Annotated in this window: 24 protein-coding genes; 21 read left to right on the top strand and 3 right to left on the bottom strand. The window is 30.4% G+C overall.

The window, feature by feature from the left end; genetic code table 11:
* Nucleotides 1-38: 38 nt before the first annotated feature.
* From bilQ to ACESR5_RS03190, 4 genes are all read left to right on the top strand, one after another.
* On the top strand, nucleotides 39-452 hold the full coding sequence (gene bilQ / locus ACESR5_RS03205) for a bilirubin utilization transcriptional regulator BilQ (RefSeq protein WP_087244649.1): 414 nt from the start codon (nucleotides 39-41) through the stop codon (nucleotides 450-452).
* 2 nt (nucleotides 453-454) lie between these two features.
* A complete protein-coding gene (locus tag ACESR5_RS03200; protein ID WP_373154192.1) occupies nucleotides 455-781 on the top strand; it encodes a hypothetical protein in 327 nt (108 codons plus the stop codon).
* Nucleotides 782-792: 11 nt separating this feature from the next.
* Nucleotides 793-1,341: a hypothetical protein gene (locus tag ACESR5_RS03195; protein WP_373154191.1), complete on the top strand. Its 549-nt coding sequence runs from the start codon at nucleotides 793-795 to the stop codon at nucleotides 1,339-1,341.
* Nucleotides 1,342-1,424: 83 nt separating this feature from the next.
* Nucleotides 1,425-1,865 (top strand): hypothetical protein, encoded by a 441-nt coding sequence (locus tag ACESR5_RS03190; RefSeq protein ID WP_087244646.1) that lies wholly within the window; start codon nucleotides 1,425-1,427, stop codon nucleotides 1,863-1,865.
* Nucleotides 1,866-1,963: 98 nt separating this feature from the next.
* Here the strand turns inward: ACESR5_RS03190 and ACESR5_RS03185 are convergent, their stop codons facing one another.
* Entirely contained in the window at nucleotides 1,964-2,647 is a 684-nt protein-coding gene (locus tag ACESR5_RS03185; RefSeq protein WP_087936154.1) for a YjjG family noncanonical pyrimidine nucleotidase, read from the bottom strand.
* A gap of 96 nt (nucleotides 2,648-2,743) precedes the next feature.
* On the opposite strand from ACESR5_RS03185, the gene rnmV reads away from it, so the two are divergent.
* On the top strand, nucleotides 2,744-3,280 hold the full coding sequence (rnmV, locus tag ACESR5_RS03180; protein WP_087244644.1) for a ribonuclease M5: 537 nt from the start codon (nucleotides 2,744-2,746) through the stop codon (nucleotides 3,278-3,280).
* A gap of 14 nt (nucleotides 3,281-3,294) precedes the next feature.
* Here the strand turns inward: rnmV and ACESR5_RS03175 are convergent, their stop codons facing one another.
* Together ACESR5_RS03175 and ACESR5_RS03170 are read right to left on the bottom strand one after the other, a co-directional pair.
* Nucleotides 3,295-3,870, bottom strand: a complete 576-nt coding sequence (locus ACESR5_RS03175) for a hypothetical protein (RefSeq protein ID WP_373154188.1) — start codon at nucleotides 3,868-3,870, stop codon at nucleotides 3,295-3,297.
* Between the two features lie 92 nt (nucleotides 3,871-3,962).
* Complete coding sequence (locus tag ACESR5_RS03170; RefSeq protein WP_373154187.1) at nucleotides 3,963-4,472, bottom strand: transcription repressor NadR; 510 nt, start codon at nucleotides 4,470-4,472, stop codon at nucleotides 3,963-3,965.
* A 140-nt stretch (nucleotides 4,473-4,612) separates the two neighbouring features.
* Between ACESR5_RS03170 and ACESR5_RS03165 the strand changes: the two genes are divergently transcribed.
* The 16 genes from ACESR5_RS03165 to ACESR5_RS03090 all read left to right on the top strand — a co-directional run bounded on the left by ACESR5_RS03165 (nucleotide 4,613) and on the right by ACESR5_RS03090 (nucleotide 18,267).
* Entirely contained in the window at nucleotides 4,613-4,906 is a 294-nt protein-coding gene (locus tag ACESR5_RS03165; RefSeq protein ID WP_087297025.1) for a hypothetical protein, read from the top strand.
* A gap of 26 nt (nucleotides 4,907-4,932) precedes the next feature.
* Entirely contained in the window at nucleotides 4,933-5,520 is a 588-nt protein-coding gene (locus ACESR5_RS03160) for a hypothetical protein (RefSeq protein ID WP_087244640.1), read from the top strand.
* Nucleotides 5,517-6,158 (top strand): LytR/AlgR family response regulator transcription factor, encoded by a 642-nt coding sequence (locus tag ACESR5_RS03155; protein WP_373154184.1) that lies wholly within the window; start codon nucleotides 5,517-5,519, stop codon nucleotides 6,156-6,158. Before ACESR5_RS03160 ends, ACESR5_RS03155 begins: the two co-directional genes overlap by 4 nt.
* A gap of 25 nt (nucleotides 6,159-6,183) precedes the next feature.
* Nucleotides 6,184-6,738, top strand: a complete 555-nt coding sequence (locus ACESR5_RS03150; RefSeq protein WP_373154182.1) for a DUF2812 domain-containing protein — start codon at nucleotides 6,184-6,186, stop codon at nucleotides 6,736-6,738.
* Nucleotides 6,739-6,869: 131 nt separating this feature from the next.
* Nucleotides 6,870-7,685, top strand: coding sequence for a 16S rRNA (adenine(1518)-N(6)/adenine(1519)-N(6))-dimethyltransferase RsmA (rsmA, locus tag ACESR5_RS03145; protein WP_373154181.1), 816 nt, complete (start codon nucleotides 6,870-6,872; stop codon nucleotides 7,683-7,685).
* Nucleotides 7,686-7,711: 26 nt separating this feature from the next.
* Nucleotides 7,712-8,458, top strand: coding sequence for a sporulation peptidase YabG (locus ACESR5_RS03140; RefSeq protein ID WP_087297028.1), 747 nt, complete (start codon nucleotides 7,712-7,714; stop codon nucleotides 8,456-8,458).
* Between the two features lie 5 nt (nucleotides 8,459-8,463).
* Nucleotides 8,464-9,324, top strand: coding sequence for a 4-(cytidine 5'-diphospho)-2-C-methyl-D-erythritol kinase (ispE, locus tag ACESR5_RS03135; RefSeq protein ID WP_087304471.1), 861 nt, complete (start codon nucleotides 8,464-8,466; stop codon nucleotides 9,322-9,324).
* Nucleotides 9,325-9,449: 125 nt separating this feature from the next.
* Nucleotides 9,450-10,850: a bifunctional UDP-N-acetylglucosamine diphosphorylase/glucosamine-1-phosphate N-acetyltransferase GlmU gene (gene glmU, locus ACESR5_RS03130; protein WP_087304467.1), complete on the top strand. Its 1,401-nt coding sequence runs from the start codon at nucleotides 9,450-9,452 to the stop codon at nucleotides 10,848-10,850.
* 18 nt (nucleotides 10,851-10,868) lie between these two features.
* Complete coding sequence (locus tag ACESR5_RS03125) at nucleotides 10,869-11,828, top strand: ribose-phosphate pyrophosphokinase (protein ID WP_191340929.1); 960 nt, start codon at nucleotides 10,869-10,871, stop codon at nucleotides 11,826-11,828.
* Between the two features lie 290 nt (nucleotides 11,829-12,118).
* Complete coding sequence (locus tag ACESR5_RS03120) at nucleotides 12,119-12,877, top strand: TatD family hydrolase (RefSeq protein WP_373154177.1); 759 nt, start codon at nucleotides 12,119-12,121, stop codon at nucleotides 12,875-12,877.
* A 12-nt stretch (nucleotides 12,878-12,889) separates the two neighbouring features.
* Nucleotides 12,890-13,828 carry a G5 domain-containing protein gene (locus ACESR5_RS03115; RefSeq protein ID WP_373154176.1) on the top strand — a complete coding sequence of 313 codons (939 nt, stop codon included), beginning with the start codon at nucleotides 12,890-12,892 and terminating at the stop codon, nucleotides 13,826-13,828.
* A gap of 63 nt (nucleotides 13,829-13,891) precedes the next feature.
* Nucleotides 13,892-14,560 carry a deoxyribose-phosphate aldolase gene (gene deoC / locus ACESR5_RS03110; protein ID WP_129738373.1) on the top strand — a complete coding sequence of 223 codons (669 nt, stop codon included), beginning with the start codon at nucleotides 13,892-13,894 and terminating at the stop codon, nucleotides 14,558-14,560.
* 111 nt (nucleotides 14,561-14,671) lie between these two features.
* Nucleotides 14,672-15,961, top strand: a complete 1,290-nt coding sequence (locus ACESR5_RS03105; RefSeq protein WP_373154175.1) for a PepSY domain-containing protein — start codon at nucleotides 14,672-14,674, stop codon at nucleotides 15,959-15,961.
* 88 nt (nucleotides 15,962-16,049) lie between these two features.
* Nucleotides 16,050-16,565, top strand: coding sequence for an RNA polymerase sigma factor (locus ACESR5_RS03100; RefSeq protein ID WP_373154174.1), 516 nt, complete (start codon nucleotides 16,050-16,052; stop codon nucleotides 16,563-16,565).
* A 3-nt stretch (nucleotides 16,566-16,568) separates the two neighbouring features.
* Nucleotides 16,569-17,531, top strand: a complete 963-nt coding sequence (locus ACESR5_RS03095; protein WP_373154172.1) for a PepSY domain-containing protein — start codon at nucleotides 16,569-16,571, stop codon at nucleotides 17,529-17,531.
* 43 nt (nucleotides 17,532-17,574) lie between these two features.
* Entirely contained in the window at nucleotides 17,575-18,267 is a 693-nt protein-coding gene (locus ACESR5_RS03090; RefSeq protein WP_168081505.1) for a polyphosphate polymerase domain-containing protein, read from the top strand.
* Nucleotides 18,268-18,277: the final 10 nt, after the last annotated feature.

Raw genomic sequence — 18,277 nt, 5'->3', positions numbered from 1 at the left:
GTATATATTTGACTTAGTCAAGTAAACAGGAGGGATTTATGACTGATTCATTTGCATTTTATATAACGCTTTTAAGAAAGCAATTTACAAAATATTGTAGTGAGAGATTAAATGAAATTGGTGTAAGTTATGGTCAATTATATATCATTATTTATATTGGTAAAAAAGGGTCATGTTCGCCTAGTGAAATCTCGCAGGCTTTAAAATTAGATGCTGGTCATCTGAATCGTACAATCAATAAACTTGTAGATAATGGTTTTTTAATACAAAAACCAAATGAAAAAGACAAACGTGCAAAAATATTATGTTTGACTTTGGAAGGTGAAAATGTTTTTCATTTTAGCCAAGATTTATTTCATGAATGGGATGAACAAATATTAAAGTCATTAAGTTATGATGAACGCCAACAGATGATCAACATATTAAAGAAAATCACAAGAGAAGGAGAATAGATTTGGAAAAGAAGACAAAGATATGGTTGCTTGTTGCAATAGCCATCTGTGCACTTACAACATGTATAAATGTTGTTGAAGCAAGATGGATAAGTGTTGTTTTAGCAATAGTTTCTATTATAGGATTAATTGAGCTACTGTTGAGAAATGACAAACGTGGATTTTATTTAACATGTATATGTTATGTATTTTCATTTATATATAGTGTTATAAGTAGTATAGGAAGTTCACAAATGATTATTTATATAGTGATGTCATTTGTGGGTAGTGTTTTTATTCCAGGTATTACAGCTATGTTTTTAGTTAAAGATAAAATATTAAGGAGATAAGGAGAAACAATATGAAAGAATTAAATCATTTTATGAGTGTATTAACAGGAAATTTTGATAATCAGGAACAATTTGAACAAAAAGAAAAAGTAGGAATTGCTTATCCATATGCGCGTCATGTCAATACGATCTGTAATGATAAGATAACAGATCTTCCAGATGATTTTCAGGGAATTTTTATGGTTGAAGAAAGTTATTATACGATGGATGGACAAACACGTGCGACACCACATTTGTTTTTATTCACTCAAGAAGGACAAGATGTTCAATTAACATCTTATGAATTACCTGATGGATATGATAAAGATAGTTTTACGTATCAGCAAATGAAAGAAGTATCTTATAAAAGATTAAATTTATCAGAAAAATTTACACCAGCGATTTATCATTACACTGGGAAAGTATGGGAAGGTGGAAGTGACAGTATGTTTTCACCGGTATTAAAATTTCATTTATTTGAAAGATTTTGTGAAGATTATTTAGAAGTTGATGAATCAATGGAAGTTCGTGGAAAAAAAGTATTTGGATTTGACGAACCGATAATTTACAAGAGAAAATAAATATCTCTATATATATGATTATTTCTATAAATTCTGTATATTCTTAGAATCTTTGTCCATGCTATGTATGTGGAGGTTAGAATATGAAGAAAATTTTGGCATTACTTTTATGTATGAGTTTTTTTACTGGATGTAGTACAACCAATGATTCTGTTGATGATACAGCATCAAATAATCCAGTCACAGATAATACAACACCAAATGATAACAATACATCAAAACCTGATCAGGCGGAAGATTGGTATACAAAGTTTGAAAATGGTTTAAAGGAAGGAAATATTACTTATTCATCTAAGAATGTATTAGATGCAACAAGTGTTGGTGGTGTAGAAGGATATCGCTATGTAACAGATAATGGAAACATTGATGTGTATCGTTATGAAGATGGTGATGAATTCAATCGTATTATGAGTGAAAAGACAATAGGTGATGATAAGAAAAAAGTAGAAGTGAATGATCATATGGTTATTGTGTCAGATGGTCTATCAGAAGATGTATTAGATGTTTTTAGAAATTTAAAATAAATGTATGAGTCTTGTAGAAATACAGGACTTTTTATATGGCATTATGATGTGATGATTTGATGATAAAAAAGCTTACAGCATCACGCTATAAGCTTCAACTATAATAAGTCCAGCAATTCTCTTAAATCATGAATGATATAGGTGATATTCATATCCTGAGGCTCTTCAATACAATGAGGATTATACCAGCAAGTATCAATACCTACATTGATACCACCTTGGATATCACTAGATAGAGAATCGCCAATAATTAAAGTTTGATCTAAATCTATGTTTTTCATCTTTTTAAAACAGTAATCAAAGTATTCTCGAGTTGGTTTTTGATAACCAATATCTTCTGATACAAAAATATCTTGAAAATACTGATCAATACGTGTTCCTTTTAAACGACTATATTGAGTTTTAGATACACCATTTGTTACAACGTATAATGGATATTTTTGATAAAGCTTTTCAAGTATATCTCTAGCATGAGGTAAAAGAAAATATCCTTCACCTAAGGCATCCTGATAGTCATCTTCAAAAGCAATGCCATCTTCATCAATGCCAAATTCTTGAAATAACTGAACAAAACGTGTATAAACAATTGTTTTTTTATCAATGAGTCCATTCTCAAAATCTTTCCATAATTGTTTATTGATTTGTTCATATCTTTGATTCATCTGTTCAGTGAGGACAATATTATATTTTTGAAATGTATTGATAAGTGCCTGTTCTTCTGCTTTGTTGAAATCTAACAAAGTTCCATCTACATCAAATAACAAATATTTATATTTTTTCATGATATCAACCCCTTGTCACCATATTATACTGATAAAAGTGCTTTATTGACAATGAAAAATAATAAAAATATAGTATAATGAATATGGTGAAGAAGAATGAAGAAAAAGATCAAAGAAGTGATTGTTGTAGAAGGAAAAACAGACACAGCAGTGATTCAAAAATTATTTGATGCAGATACAATAGAAACACATGGTTTAGCTTTAGATGAAGCAACATTGGACTTGATTGAGGAATTAGAAAAAACAAGAGGAGTTATTATTTTGACTGATCCTGATTATCCTGGTATGCGTATTCGAAATATGATTATGGAAAGAGTTCCTCATGTTAAGCAGGCTTTTGTAGATAAAAAAGATGCTATTGGGAAAAAGAAATTGGGGATTGCTGAAGCAAGGGAAGAAGCTATTATACAGGCATTAGAAAATGTTGTGAGCTTTTCTAAAGAAAGTCAGTCATTGACATGGGAAGAATTTATTTCTTTAGATATTATTGGTGATAAACAAAAAAGATTGGCTATCTATGATTTGTTTCATCTAGGTTATGGAAATGCGAAAACATTATTCAAAAGATTAAATATGGCATCCATTACAAAACAAGATATTCTTAATAAATTAAAAGCATATAACCTTCAATGATTATATGCTTATTTTTATGCGTTTTTAATGAGATTGATTTTCTTCACTTGTGAAACACCAGTGATAACTCTGCTTTGACTTAAAGCCTTCCATACAGGAAGAGTGATACAAAAATCAATAGAGCTGTGAATAATAGTTCCTAATCCTACTAAACCAAAAATCATATAACAGAACATTTGGATATCCATCCCATTTCCATAATAGAAAGGAATCACAATAATCATTTCTCCAATGGCATGAATCAATGCAATCACAATATTAAACTGTAATGTTTTGATTGGTTTTTCAAAAATTTGTGGATTCTTTTGCGCATATTTTGCACCTAAATAAGCCCAAATGACATGAGTAAGAGCTCTCATGACAACAACAAATGGGAAACTTGCCATAAAGAAACCAAGTGTTGTTCCTAAAGCAACAGCAATGGCTACAGCTGGACTAATAAAGATGGCAATCATGACCGCAACATGTGAAGCTAAGGTAAAAGACATGGGACCAATAATAACTTTAGGCATAAGCATAGGAATGACTGTTCCTACAGCAATTAATAATGAAGCTAAAACGAGTACTTGCATATGTTTATGTGATTTCATATTTCTACATCTCCTTGTCAATTAATGTGTCAAGACACATGTTATGACTTATTATATTCAAAAAAGAAAATGTGTCAATAAAAAAAGAAGAATTAAATCTCCTTCTTAAATAAATATCCTTTTTCATCTAATACACTGACAATACGTTGATATGTGTCTTCATTTGGACATTGAATCGTGTGTAAATGCAAACCATCAGTTAATTGACTTAAAGGTTTAGCCTGATTGTTATTGACTTTTTTTATAAATTGATCAACATCATAACGAGATGATAAATGTAATTTACCAGTGAGTTGTCCATAGACAGGATGATCCACAATAACATCAATAGCACATCCACCCAAATCCACAATCGTATATAATTCATCAGCCATTTGTTCTTGAGAGTGATTGACCGCAATGGTATAAGTTTGATTTTGTTGTTTAGAATCTAATATATAACCTCTTGGTGTCGCAATAATATTGGTTCCACTGGCACGTATTAATGCCACATCACCGACAATGATTTGTCTGGAAACGCCAAGTTTTTTTGCCAGTGTAGATGCTGATACAGGCTTATCGCTTTTTTTGATTTCTTCAATAATTTTTTCTTTTCTATCCATAATGTTTTACCTCACAACAAATTATAAATGATTTCAACCATAAAATAAAGTAGAATAAGTCTATAAGATGTCGTTGGTGTCATATCTATTTACAATGGTATAAAAAGGCATAAAATGAAAAGTGAAAGGAGAGAGGAAATATGAAAAAAACATTTCTATCCAAATTAAAACCGTTTCTTGGCACTTTTCAATTGCATTTAGATGAAAACACAGAATTCGATTATTTTATTGTTTTTAAAAATGCAGATAATATTTCTTTGAAAGTATTCAATCAAATGGGAAGATGGACTCATTATGGTCAAAAATCAGTGAGAGGTTGGTCCTCTTTATCTAAAGAACAAATCAAAGCATTTGTTGTGGAGCATTTGAACTGTAAAGATGATGAATTTGAAGTTTTCAATGCTCATAATGAATTATTTAGAATGAGATTTTAAAGTTATATAAAAAGGAGGAATCATTAATGAAATATATTGTAGGTAGACCTAAAATCAAAACAGCTTTCACATATGTTTTGTTTATTTGTGCTTTTGGAGTCAGTATATTTATTGCTGATGCATGGGAAGGAATGCAAATTGTAGGTATACTGATTATTTTGGTAGGAATATTGATTGTTTTTCCAGGTATCAGTTATTGTGAGTTGATGTGGAAAGTTGATCAAAATGTTTTACAATACACTTATCATGATAATATGCTGATGAAGATTTCGTCTTTCTTTAAACATCTTTTGCATACACATCGTATAGAATATCAAATGACAATAGAACTCAGTCAGATTGATTATATTGCCATCACATATGCGAAAGTTCCACGTTTACCTTATGGAGCCATTGGCTATGATGTCTGGTTTCATGTGCATATGTATGATGGCTCTATATATAGTTTTATAGCTTTAACATTATCAGGCAGAAAAGATTTTAATCAGGCTGTTGATTTCATGAAGGAACAAGGTATTCATTTTAAAGATGGTTATCATATCTTGGATGCATTACATTCTCATGAACATCTTTCTTATTACTTAGAAAGAATAGATAAGGAGCAGTCAAAATGATTAGAGTTAGCATTTCTTCAAAAAATAATCAAGTGATTCAACAATTATTTGAAAAGTTCTTTCAAAAAGAACAGTTAGAATATCAAATTGTTTCTTATTCAAAAAATACGCATCAGGATATTTACATTTTTGAAATCCACCAAAGGGAAGATTTAAAACTGATTGAAGAACAACCACATTTTGATTATGCATTGTACTATGTCATTGGTCCTAAAGACTATGATTTGATTAGTGAATGTATGAGATTAAAAGTGAATCTTTATTTTTCAAAAGAGTCATTAACAGAAGACTTCAAAAAGTATGAAGCGACTATGCTTCATGATATTCAAGATAAATTTCAATACTATCAATACCAGAGAAATGGTATTGTATCTCAGATTCGTTTATCGCATATCTATTATGTAGAATCATTAAGACATCAGATTATCATTCATTCTATTAATGGGACAATGGTAGAAAGAAAAAACTTAAAAGCTTTTCTAGATACAATTCAATCATCACAGTTTATCCAAATTCATAAATCATTTATTGTCAATAAACAATGGATCCAAAATATTTTTTCTGATCATGTTTTATTAAAGAATGCTGAAACATTACAAATTGGTAGAGCTTATAAAAGTCATATTCAATTATTATAAATCATAAAGACGGGGAGGCGTTATTATGCTAAGTGTAAAGAGTGATATGGGCATGACTGCCATTCAAAGATATATCAATAAAAAAGCGACAAAAGGCTATTGTTTAAAATCAATCGTTCCATTTATATTATTTCCACCATTACATTTTATGGTTTTTACTTTTAAAAAATCAGATAAAAAACAGATTGGATATCTTGTTGAATATCAAAGATTCAAAGATGATTCTTTAGAAAAGACATATATACAAGATATGAAAGATCAGGGATGGACATTATTTACAAATGTGCCTGTCAGTTTTAGAAATAACGGTGAATTTATTTTTTATACAGATCAAGCTTCATTAATATCACAGATCAAAGTCACAAGAGAAGATTTGATAAGAGATGCACAATTACAATTTCAACATGGTTGTATTTTAGCTTGTTTATTTGTTATCTTTTTTTCAATCTTTCCCCTTTCAAATTATACAAATACTTTTCTAGGATTTGTATCTCATTATTTCTTTTTAATTGTAGCATTAGCGACAATCCTATATGCATCTATTAAATATATTTTAATCAAAAAATCAATTCTCAAATAATGTGGAGTTGAGGGCAGTTTCAAAAAGTATCATTCAAAACTTTGGGTTAAGATTGATACTTTTTTTATTGCCTGAAATAGGTTGCTTTTCTTTTGGATGAAATTAGATTATAATAAGTTTTAGGTGAGAGAATGAAAGATATTGCAAAAAAAGCGAATACAATGTATTTATTAGAAAAATACAATATGAAAGCCACAAAGAAGTTTGGACAAAATTTCTTAATAGATTTAAATGTTATTCAAAAAATTGTGGCTTGTACGCCTATTGATCAACAAACTTGTGTTATTGAAATTGGTCCAGGAATAGGAGCTTTAACAGAACAATTGTCTTATCAGGCTGGTCATATTGTGAGCTATGAAATTGATACAAGATTAAAAGCTGTTTTAGAAGAATCATTAAATGAATGTTTAAATGTAGAGGTTATTTTTCAAGATTTTTTAACAGTTGATTTAAAACAAGTCGCCAATTATTATAGACAACAATATTCAAAGATTTGTATTGTAGCAAATCTACCATACTATATTACATCAGATATTTTAGAACATATTATCACGTCTCAGGCTGATGTTGATAGTATACATGTTATGGTTCAAAAAGAAGTGGCACTGAAATTAACAGATGCATCTTATCATAGTCCATTGACTTTTATGATAGAAAGTATAGGTCAAGCTTCTTTAGATATGACAGTTTCTAAAAATGTATTTTCACCTGCACCAAGAGTCGATAGTGCGATTTTATCTATTATGATGGAAAAGACATACAACCCACTTTTAACACAGATTTTAAAACAGGCATTTACACAAAAAAGAAAAACAATCTATAATAATTTAAAAGGATTGTTTTTAGAAAATACAGAAAAAATATTAAATGAATGTGGTATTGATTTAAAAACAAGACCAGAACAATTAAGTGTTGAAGATTATATAAAACTCACACATTATTTATAAATTCATATGATATATGGGTGAGGTTTATGAAAATTGGAGATTATGTTGTCAGGAAAAAATATAATCGCGATATATTATTTGAGATTTTTGATATTAAAGATAATATTTATTATTTAAGAGGTGTAGAACTGAGATTGATTGCAGATAGTGAGTTGGATGATTTAGAGTTGAGTGAAGTTCAGCCACAGCTAGAAGATGGTTTTGTGATGGAAAGACATCCTGTGATCAGAGGAAAAGTTTTACATCTTGATGGTGATGAAAAATACTTGAAGATGTGTCAAAAGAAATATGAGGAATTAAAGATTAGGGCTGATTGTTATTATATGAAAGAAAGTGAGATGCCTGATCGAGTGATAGAATTATTAGAAAAACACAAGCCTCAGATTTTAGTCATTACTGGACATGATGCGTTAAGAAAAAATGCTGATAAAAGTATTGGACAGAATTATCAACATTCTTTAGATTATATGGCAGCAGTGAAAAAAGCACGACAGTATCAGGGAGATAAAGATGCTTTGATTATTATTGCTGGAGCATGTCAATCGTATTATGAAATGTTACTGGCGAGTGGAGCTAACTTTGCTTCCAGTCCTAAACGTATGAATATTCATGCTTTAGATCCTGTTTATATTGCCAGTCTGGTTGCTAATGAGAGTGTGAGGAATTATTGTGATATTGAAGATATTATCAATCATACATCGCATAAACAAAGTGGTATGGGTGGTATTGATACAAGAGGTGTCGCAAGAAAAATATATCCAACGAGAGGATGAGAGAAATGAAAATAAGAGCTTATGCAAAGGTCAATTTAGCATTAGATGTTGTCAGAAAAAGAGAAGATGGGTATCATGATTTAGAGATGATCATGGCACCTATTACATTACATGATTTAATTTATATTGAAAAGATTGATCATGGTATTCAAATCACTGCAAATACCAATCGTATGCCAACGGATCAAAGAAATATCATGTATAAAGTTGCACAGTTACTCATAGAACGTTATCAAATTCCTTATGGAGTCAAGATTCATATTTATAAACATATTCCTACACAAGCAGGACTCGCTGGAGGAAGCGGGGATGGTGCAGCTGTTTTAAAAGCGATGAACCAAATCTTTCAATTAAATCTATCATTGGAAACATTGGCTGATATTGGTAAAGAAGTAGGAGCAGATATACCATTTTGTATTTATGAAAAAACAGCTTTAGTGAAAGGAATTGGAGAAAAGCTTGAATTTATTTCAAAGGATTTTCATTGTTATGTACTATTGGTTAAACCTAAAAAAGGAGTATCCACAAAAAAATCATTTGGTATGTTAGACTTAAAAAATGCTGAGCATCCTCCAATCATGGATATGAAAGAAGCTATTGAAAATAATGACTATCAGGGGGTTGTCAAATGTTTAGGAAACACTCTAGAAGAACCATCTTTAAAGATAGTCCCTGATATATTAAAAATTAAAGAAGAAATGAAAGAATTAGGGTTTGATGGCGCTTTAATGTCTGGAAGTGGTTCTTGTGTATTTGGTTTAACTCAAGATCAGGAGTTGTTAGAAAAAGGGTATCAGTTCTTTTTGAATAGATATGCTTTTGTCAGAAAAACAGAGATTTTAAATAAGGATTCACTGAAGTTATAAATAACTAACTTTTGTTTTTGTAAAAAAGTATGGAAAAATATGGGTATGAACGAAAGTATTTCCCTGTTTCCTCTTTTTTTTTATATATTTTTTTGTTAGAATAGTGGCGATAAGGAGAGAAAAAAATGAAAGTATATGCTATTGTATTGGCTGCTGGTAAAGGCACAAGAATGAAGTCTGATAAACCAAAAGTAGTACATGAAGTATTATATAAGCCAATGATTAATCATGTTGTAGATGAATTAAAGGCTTTAGGTGTAGATGAAACAATTGTGATTGTTGGTCACGAAGCTGATCAAGTCAAAGCAATTGTGGATGATGTCACTTTTGTTGATCAAACAGAACAACTTGGTACAGGTCATGCTGTATTGCAGGCTAAAGATATTTTGGCTAATCGAGATGGAATGACTCTTGTTTTATGTGGTGATGCACCATTGATTCGTAAAGAAACATTAAAAGAATTTATTGCGTATCATCAAGAACATCATAATCAGGCAACAATTATGAGTGCTGATTGTGATCCAAGTACGCATTATGGAAGAATTATTAAAGAAAATGGTCAAGTCACAGGAATTGTGGAATTTAAAGATTTATTAGAAAGTCAAAAAGATATTACTGAAATGAATACTGGAGAATATTGTTTTGACAATAAAGCATTATTTGAAGCATTAAGTCAAGTGACAAATGATAATGCGCAAAATGAGTATTATTTGACTGATGTTATTGGAATCATGAATCATCAAGGTTTAAAAGTAGATGCTTATAAGATTGATGATTTTGATGAAGTTGGTGGTATTAATGATCGCGTAGCATTAGCTCAGTCAACACAGTTTTTAAGAGATCGTATTAATCGTGAACATCTTTTAAATGGAGTGACGATTGTTGATCCATCTAATACGTATATTGGTAGAGATGTTGTGATTGGACACGATACAATTATTGAGCCAGGATGTATTATTAAAGGGAAAACAGTGATTGGAAGTCATTGTCATATTGGACCATATTGTGAATTTACAAATATGGAAATTAAAGATAATGTTGAAATTAAATTCTCTGTTTTAAGTGATTCAATTATTGAAAGTGGTGTAGATATTGGACCATATGCAAGATTGAGAACAAATTGTCATATTCATGAGAATGCACATTTAGGTAACTTTGTAGAAATGAAAAAAGCTGACTTTGGTGCAGGAAGCAAGGCTTCACATTTAACTTATGTAGGAGATGCCCAGGTTGGTCAAGATGTTAACTTTGGTTGTGGAACAATTACATCTAACTATGATGGTAAAAATAAATCACTCACAAAGATTGAAGATAATGTCTTTATTGGATGTAATACCAATTTAGTAGCTCCTGTCACAGTGAGAAAGAATGCTTATATTGCAGCAGGATCAACAATTACTAAAGAAGTTGATGAAGATGCGATGGCAATTGCGAGAGCTAGACAGGAAAATAAACAAGGTTATAGTAAGATATTAAAAGAAATACGTGAAAAAGAATACGAAAGACGAAATAAAAATAAAAAATAAGGAGAATATGAGGTAAAAATGAAAAATAACATAACAATATTTGCTTTATCATCTAATCAGGAATTAGCTCATTCAATGGCTGATATTTTAGGGACAGAAGTTGGGAAAAGTAAAGTTCATCATTTTGCAGATGGTGAAATCTTAGTTGAAATTGAAGAATCAGTACGTGGAAAAGATGTCTTTATTGTACAATCAACATCAAATCCAGTGACTGAAAACTTAATGGAAATTTTAGTTTTAACTGATGCTTTAAAACGTGCATCAGCAAAAGAAATTACAGCAGTTATACCATATTTTGGTTATGCTAGACAAGATCGTAAGGCAAAACCAAGACAACCAATTACATCACGTTTAGTTGCTGACTTATTAACAGTAGCTGGGGTTGATAGAGTTGTGACAGTAGACTTACATGCACGTCAAATTCAGGGATTCTTTGATATTCCAGTTGATGAAATGGAAGCTTTACCTCTTATTTGTAGATATATTAAAAATAAAAATATTGAAGATTTATGTGTTGTATCACCAGATCATGGAGGAGCAACGCGTGCTAGAAAAATGTCAGAAGCATTGGATTGTCCAATTGCTATCATTGATAAAAGACGCCCTAAACCAAACGTTGCGGAAGTTATGGGTATTATTGGGGATGTTGCAGGTAAGAATTGTGTCTTAATTGATGATATGATTGACACAGCTGGTACAATTGTAGCTGGAGCACAAATCTTAAAAGAAAAAGGTGCTAAAGATGTTTATATTGCTTGTACTCATGGTGTATTATCAGGACCGGCAGTAGATAGATTAAAAGATTGTGTCGCAAAAGAAGTTATTATTACAGATACAATTGCTATTCCAGAAGAAAAACGTTTTGATAAATTAGTACAAATCAGTGTAGCTGAATTATTAGCATATACAATTGAAAGTATTGAAAATGATTTACCTGTTAGTGATGTATTCCAACATTTTGATTTTAAGGGTGAATAGTGATTGATGGGAGATTGAAGAATCTCCTTTTTATTTTGTTATGAGAATTTGATTAAATAATTGTGAAATAGACATACTATAAATATGATGTTGGTGATTTCAACGTTTTTTGACAAATATTTATAGATTGGAATATTTCAAAAGAGTATAGAATGATGTTTGTTATAATGACAAATATATGGAATTGTGAATAAGAAAAATGTCGATAAAATGAGAATAAATAGTATTTGCTTTATTTAGAAATTTGACAAAGTATTAAATATTTGTTATTATGCCTCAGGGTGATGGAGATGTATTTCAATACACATACACATTTAAATAGTGAACAATTGTATCCTGATAGAGATCAATTTATTCAAAATGCTTTAGATCATCAAGTCGAAAATATGGTTGTTGTAGGATATGATTTAGAGTCATCAAAGAAGGCTGTTGAGATAGCTCATGAGTATTCATTTATTTATGCAGCAGTCGGAATAAGTCCTAATGATTGTAAGGATACAACTGATGAAGATTTAAATGAAATTGAAAAATTGCTTCAAGACCCATGTGTAGTGGCTTTAGGAGAAATAGGTTTAGATTATTATTGGGAAGAAGTTCCTCATGAAAAGCAAAAAGATATTTTTGTAAAGCAAATTGAAATTGCTAAAAAATATCAAAAGCCCATTGTGATTCATGCTAGAGATGCCTATGAAGATACTTACAATATCTTAAAACAAACTGCACATTATGGCATTATGCATTGTTATAGTGGATCGGCTGAAATGGCAAAACGATATGTTGATATAGGTTTTGAAATATCGTTAGCTGGACCCGTGACATTTAAGAATGCAAAAGTCCCTAAGGAAGTTGCAAAATCAATTGATATAGATCATTTGATGATTGAAACGGACTGCCCTTATTTAACACCTCACCCATTTCGAGGAAAGTTGAATGAGCCAGCAAATGTTGTGTATATTGCCCAGGAAATAGCAAAGCTAAAGAACATGGAGATAGAAGACGTTGCTAGAATCACAACATTTAATGCCAAAAAAATGTTTGGGATTAAATAAGGAGGATATTTTATGTTAAACAAAGCTAAAGAGGCGATTGTCTCGGCTGATAGCCGAACAAAAGGAATTTTAGCAATGGCGGTTGTATACGTTGTTATTATGTTAGCAACTGTATCATCTGGAGCCGTCAATCAGATTACGAATTTTATTCCAACTGTAGACATTACATTAAAAGATGGATTGCAGGAGGAAAAGGATTATTTGGTCAAGCAGGATACAGTATCAAATGTCTTAAATGAATTGAATGTTGAGTTAGATACAAAAGATACTTTAAATAAAGATAAAGAAGAGATTGTTCAACAAGATGATTATATTAAAATCACAAGAGTTGAAACAAAAACAGTAGAAAAAATAGAGAATATACCATACTCAACAAAAACAAAAGGTAGTGGAAGCTGGACAAAAACAGTTGTTCAAGAAGGAAAAGATGGAAAAGCAAAAAGAACTTATCTTTTCACTTATGCCAATGGAAAAGAAACAAATAAACAAATGATTAAAGAAGAAATTGTTGAAAAGCCAGTGGATAAAATTATTCAATATGGTGGTATCCTTGAAGGAACAACATTTACTGGTCGTTTAACTCTATATGGTGGAGATTGTACAGGATGTGGAGGTACTTCGTCATCAGGGGTTAAGCTATCACCTACAAGTGGTGTCAATAATACAAATTCGCCATATTTATATTATAATGGGAAGAAATATTATTGTTTAGCGGCAGATCGTTCTATTCCATTTGGAACTGTGATTAAAATTTCAAATCATAATTTGAATACAGAAGGAACTATTTATGGAATTGTTGTGGATCGTGGTGGAGCTATTAAGGGAAATAAAATAGATATTTTTAATGGTAGTGAAGGTTCTGGAAATAAATATTTTGGTGGAGGAACTTCATATAATACCAAATTTGAAGTTGTTTCTCTTGGTAGTGGAAATGCTAATTTTTGGAGATAGGAATGAAACTATCTCTTTTTTTTATGTCTCATGATATAATAGAATCAATAGGAGGTATACATCATGACAAAAGAAGAACTTGCGCGTATATTTGATCATACATTTTTAAAGGCTTATGCCTCAAGAGATGATTTTATTCAATTATGTAATGAAGCAAAAAGTATTGGGGCGGCAATGGTAGCCATTAATAGTGAACCTGTAAAGTTATGTAAAGAGTTATTAAAAGGAACAAATATTCATGTGGGAGCAGCTATTTCTTTTCCTTTAGGACAAACAACACTAGATATCAAATTGGCTGAAACAAAGCAGGCTATTGATGATGGTGCAGATGAGATAGATTATGTGATAAACATAGGTAAAGCAAAAATGCATGACTGGAATTATATTGAACAGGAAATGAGAAGCATTGTTGAACTGTGTCATGAAAATCAGGTGATTTGTAAGGTTATTTTTGAAAATTGTTATTTAACAAAGGAAGAGATTGTAAAAATTGCTGAAATTGCTAAAGAGGTTAAACCAGACTATATCAAAACAAGTACAGGTTTTGGCACTTCAGGTGCAACTGTAGAAGATGTGCGTTTAATGAAAGAAACAGTAGGTAATGAAGTGAAAGTCAAAGCTGCTGGAGGAATACGTGATTGGAAAACTTGTCAAGCTATGATTGAAGCTGGAGCCAGTCGTATAGGAACAAGCAGTTCATTAAAAATATTGGAAGAATTTCAACAGGAATAAGGCATAAAAGATGGTTTCAAATCAATTTTGAAATCATTTTTTTATTTTTTTCAATTTTTATGTGATAAAAAAGGATTCTTATGCATTGATAGGGTAAAGGAGTTGAAAAAAATGAAAAAATTAAAATTATGGGGAATAAGTTTATTAGCAATGTTTTTAATAACAGGATGCGGAAGTGGTCAAAATGCACAAAAATATACGAGTCTTGTCACTTTGGATATCAATCCAAGTATTCAATTACAATTAGATGATGATCATAAAGTTGTAGATGCTATTGCAGTTAATGATGATGCCAAAAAAGTTTTACAGGATATGGATTTAAAACAGGCAGATGCCAATGTTGCATTAAATGCATTATTAGGTTCATTAGTTAAAAATGGTTATTTAAATGCCAATCAAAATACAGTTTTATTATCAGTGGAAAATGATGATGAAACAAAACGTACAGCTTTAGAAGAAGAATTAAGTCAATATATTTATACAACATTACAGAATTATTCTATTGAAGGAGCTATATATTCACAAAATATTGATATTGATGATGATATAGAGAATTTAATGAAGAAATATAGTATTTCTTATGGTAAAGCTAATCTGATAGAAGATATTATGGATGATGATCAGACACAAAAACAATATACTGTAGAAGATTTAGTGAAATTAAATGCACAGGATCTTATTTTAATTCATCAATCAATAGATGATGATCAAAACAATCAAAATATGGTAGGAACAGTCAGTACAAAACAATATATTAGTCGTGATGAAGCTTTAAATATTGCATTAAAAAATGCGTCATTGACTCAAGATCAGATAAAAAATCTAGAAATTGATTATGATACAGAAAATGGTGTCCTGACTTATGATATTGAATTTCAGTATAATCAAAGTGAATATGAATATGAAGTCAGTGCTACAAAAGGTGTCGTAGAAAGAGAAGTAGAACCTGAAAAACCAAAGGCATCTACAAATACAAATTCAAAACAAAATACAAATAATGACAATACAAATTACGATACATCAAATTATGGAACAAGTCAACCGGCAAGCACAAATCAGTCATCAAGTTCAAGCAAGCCATCAAGTTCAAGTAAGCCATCAAGCTCAAGCAAGCCAGCAACTTCAAATTCATCATCAAATAAGAATACAAATTATGATAATACAAATTATGATAATTCGAACTATAATTCAAATCAATCATCAAATTCGTCAACAAATACAAGTTCTGGATCACAAAATACGAATACAGGTTCACAAAATTCTAACTATGATCAGAATTCTAACTATAATCAAAGTTCAAGCAATAACCAGGCTTCAAATTATGACCAAAACTCTAATTATGATTCACAACAGAATTCTAATTATGACGATACAAATGATAATTCTAATTACGATGATTAATTAACATAAAATTAATATAAACTTTACAAAGATTGAAAGACATAACTATCTATATAATGTGATATTAACATTATGGGAGAGATAAGTGATGTTAAAAGAGAACAATCTGGAAAACTTATTAATAGCATTAAAAGATGATAATCGTGTGATTGGGGATATTTATGATTTGATGTATAATGAAGTCTATCGTTATATCTATAGTATTGTTCATGCAAAAGAATATGCCCAAGATCTGACCCATGATACTTTTATTCAAATCTATAAAAATGCACATTTATATAAAGGGAGCGGACATGCGAAAGCATGGATCATAACAATCTCTAGAAATATCACTTATATGTCTTTAAGAAAATCAAACAGAGAACAAGTTGTAGATTATCATATTGATTCCGTAGATGAAAGTATAAATGATATACATGATAAGATGATGATTGAAAAGCTGATGAATATTCTGCGTCAGGAAGAAAGAGAAATCATCATCTTACATGTTGTAGAGGGTTTAACCTTTAAGGAAATATCACAAGTGATGGATTTAAAATTGTCAACTGTTCTTAATAAATATCACCGTTCTTTGAAGAAGATTAGAAAGAGTCTGGAGGAATGAGCCTTGAAAAATAAAGATATAAAAAGAAAAATAAAAGAAGAGTTTCAAGATATTCATATGCCTTCAAAGAAAGAAAAACTGCTGGAAGATATTCAATTTGTTCAACCTATTCAAGAAGACAAACATAAAAATAAACATTTCAATATCAAATGGCAGTTATCAATATTAACCATTGCTTGTATATGCATCTTTTCATTTATAACTTTACAAACCCAAGATGCTTATTCCATATCATTTGAAGTTAATCCAAGTATTGAACTTAAAGTCAATAATCAAAGACGTGTTGATGATGTGATTTGTCATAATGATGATGCTGTACTTGTTTTAGATGACATGGATTTAAAAAATACAGATTTGGATGTCGCTGTCAATGCTGTGATTGGAAGTATGTTTAAACATGGCTATATTAGCGAAGCTAAAAATTCAGTCTTGGTCAGTGTACAGGGAAGTGATCAAGAAAAAAGAAATGCATTAAAGCAAGATGTCGCAACGGATGTGAAAGATATATTATCTGGTTATTCATTAGAAGCTTCGGTTGTTTCTCAGGATTATGATTTTTCTAAAGAAAGAGAAGCACTTGCAAAGCAATATGGAATCTCTGTTGGAAAAGTTACATTAATACAAAAATTAATTAATGTTAGTCCTAACTATGATTTTGAAGATTTAATTCATTTATCTATTAATGATTTAAATACATTGATACATTATAAGCATTTGAATTTTAAATCTATTACGATTGATGGTGTGGAAAGTCATAGTGGTTATTTAACAAATGAACAGGTGAAATCAAAAGTTTTACAACATGCACATGTCAATGAAGAAAGTGTTTATGAATATCGTGATGATTTGGATGTTCAGGATAACCAGCTTATATATATTGTTGAATTTACAGATGAATTTGCTAAGTATCATTATAAAGTCAATGCGATTAGTGGAGAGATTGTATCATTTGAAAGTGAAATGTAGAAAGTTTATCAATTCCATTTTATCAGCTGGGGGAGGATAAAATATGATTTTTGAGTATCAGCCAGTCACTTATCGACATGAAATGAAACATAGAATCAATCCACTGGAAGCTCAAATATTAACGAGTCGCTTTGATGTCTTATTTCAACAAGACAAATATAGTCAAAAAGATGGCTTTTATCATGTGCATAGTCTTTATTTTGATACACCTTATGACCAGGCTTTAAAAGAAAAACTGGCTGGTGTTTCTCAAAGAGAGAAATTTCGCATTCGTTATTATAATCATGATTTAAGTTTTATACGTTTAGAAAAGAAAATCAAACATAATGGATTATGTGCTAAACAAACAGCACGTCTATCTGTTGAACAGGTTCAAGATATTTTAAATGGAGAAGTTGATTTTCTATTGAAAAGTGAAAATCCGTTAATGATAGACTTTTACAGTCAAATCAAAGGAAAATTATTACAGCCAAGTGTAATTGTTTCTTATCAAAGACAGGCATATGTTTATGAAATATCACGTGTTCGATTAACCATTGATCATCATCTTTGTACATATCAAAATAAAAAGGATTTTTTAAATCTTAAACATGGAATACCAATTGACAATCATTATATCTTAGAAGTGAAATATAATGAATTTTTACCAGAAATTGTGAAAATGTCAGTACAAGGTATTTCACAAAAAACATCATCATATTCAAAATTTGCGCAATGTCGCATGATGGATTGGTAGAAAGAAGGGG

The organism is Clostridium sp. AUH-JLR23 (assembly GCF_964238065.1).
In the GTDB taxonomy this organism is placed as follows: domain Bacteria; phylum Bacillota_I; class Bacilli_A; order Erysipelotrichales; family Coprobacillaceae; genus Allocoprobacillus; species Allocoprobacillus merdigallinarum.
The sequence above is the reverse complement of the archived record's forward strand: the minus strand, read 5'-3'. Positions and strand labels throughout refer to the sequence as shown.

Excerpts from the sequence above, each read along its gene's own strand:
- rnmV (WP_087244644.1), top strand. The coding sequence starts at position 2,744 with ATGAAGAAAAAGATCAAAGAAGTGATTGTTGTAGAAGGAAAAACAGAC.
- ACESR5_RS03105 (WP_373154175.1), top strand. The coding sequence starts at position 14,672 with ATGAAAAAATTAAAATTATGGGGAATAAGTTTATTAGCAATGTTTTTA.
- ACESR5_RS03170 (WP_373154187.1), bottom strand. The coding sequence starts at position 4,472 with ATGGATAGAAAAGAAAAAATTATTGAAGAAATCAAAAAAAGCGATAAG.
- bilQ (WP_087244649.1), top strand. The coding sequence starts at position 39 with ATGACTGATTCATTTGCATTTTATATAACGCTTTTAAGAAAGCAATTT.
- ispE (WP_087304471.1), top strand. The coding sequence starts at position 8,464 with ATGAAAATAAGAGCTTATGCAAAGGTCAATTTAGCATTAGATGTTGTC.
- ACESR5_RS03165 (WP_087297025.1), top strand. The coding sequence starts at position 4,613 with ATGAAAAAAACATTTCTATCCAAATTAAAACCGTTTCTTGGCACTTTT.
- glmU (WP_087304467.1), top strand. The coding sequence starts at position 9,450 with ATGAAAGTATATGCTATTGTATTGGCTGCTGGTAAAGGCACAAGAATG.
- ACESR5_RS03100 (WP_373154174.1), top strand. The coding sequence starts at position 16,050 with ATGTTAAAAGAGAACAATCTGGAAAACTTATTAATAGCATTAAAAGAT.
- ACESR5_RS03140 (WP_087297028.1), top strand. The coding sequence starts at position 7,712 with ATGAAAATTGGAGATTATGTTGTCAGGAAAAAATATAATCGCGATATA.
- ACESR5_RS03120 (WP_373154177.1), top strand. The coding sequence starts at position 12,119 with ATGTATTTCAATACACATACACATTTAAATAGTGAACAATTGTATCCT.
- ACESR5_RS03090 (WP_168081505.1), top strand. The coding sequence starts at position 17,575 with ATGATTTTTGAGTATCAGCCAGTCACTTATCGACATGAAATGAAACAT.
- ACESR5_RS03155 (WP_373154184.1), top strand. The coding sequence starts at position 5,517 with ATGATTAGAGTTAGCATTTCTTCAAAAAATAATCAAGTGATTCAACAA.
- ACESR5_RS03150 (WP_373154182.1), top strand. The coding sequence starts at position 6,184 with ATGCTAAGTGTAAAGAGTGATATGGGCATGACTGCCATTCAAAGATAT.
- ACESR5_RS03175 (WP_373154188.1), bottom strand. The coding sequence starts at position 3,870 with ATGAAATCACATAAACATATGCAAGTACTCGTTTTAGCTTCATTATTA.
- ACESR5_RS03195 (WP_373154191.1), top strand. The coding sequence starts at position 793 with ATGAAAGAATTAAATCATTTTATGAGTGTATTAACAGGAAATTTTGAT.
- ACESR5_RS03115 (WP_373154176.1), top strand. The coding sequence starts at position 12,890 with ATGTTAAACAAAGCTAAAGAGGCGATTGTCTCGGCTGATAGCCGAACA.
- deoC (WP_129738373.1), top strand. The coding sequence starts at position 13,892 with ATGACAAAAGAAGAACTTGCGCGTATATTTGATCATACATTTTTAAAG.
- ACESR5_RS03185 (WP_087936154.1), bottom strand. The coding sequence starts at position 2,647 with ATGAAAAAATATAAATATTTGTTATTTGATGTAGATGGAACTTTGTTA.
- rsmA (WP_373154181.1), top strand. The coding sequence starts at position 6,870 with ATGAAAGATATTGCAAAAAAAGCGAATACAATGTATTTATTAGAAAAA.
- ACESR5_RS03160 (WP_087244640.1), top strand. The coding sequence starts at position 4,933 with ATGAAATATATTGTAGGTAGACCTAAAATCAAAACAGCTTTCACATAT.
- ACESR5_RS03190 (WP_087244646.1), top strand. The coding sequence starts at position 1,425 with ATGAAGAAAATTTTGGCATTACTTTTATGTATGAGTTTTTTTACTGGA.
- ACESR5_RS03125 (WP_191340929.1), top strand. The coding sequence starts at position 10,869 with ATGAAAAATAACATAACAATATTTGCTTTATCATCTAATCAGGAATTA.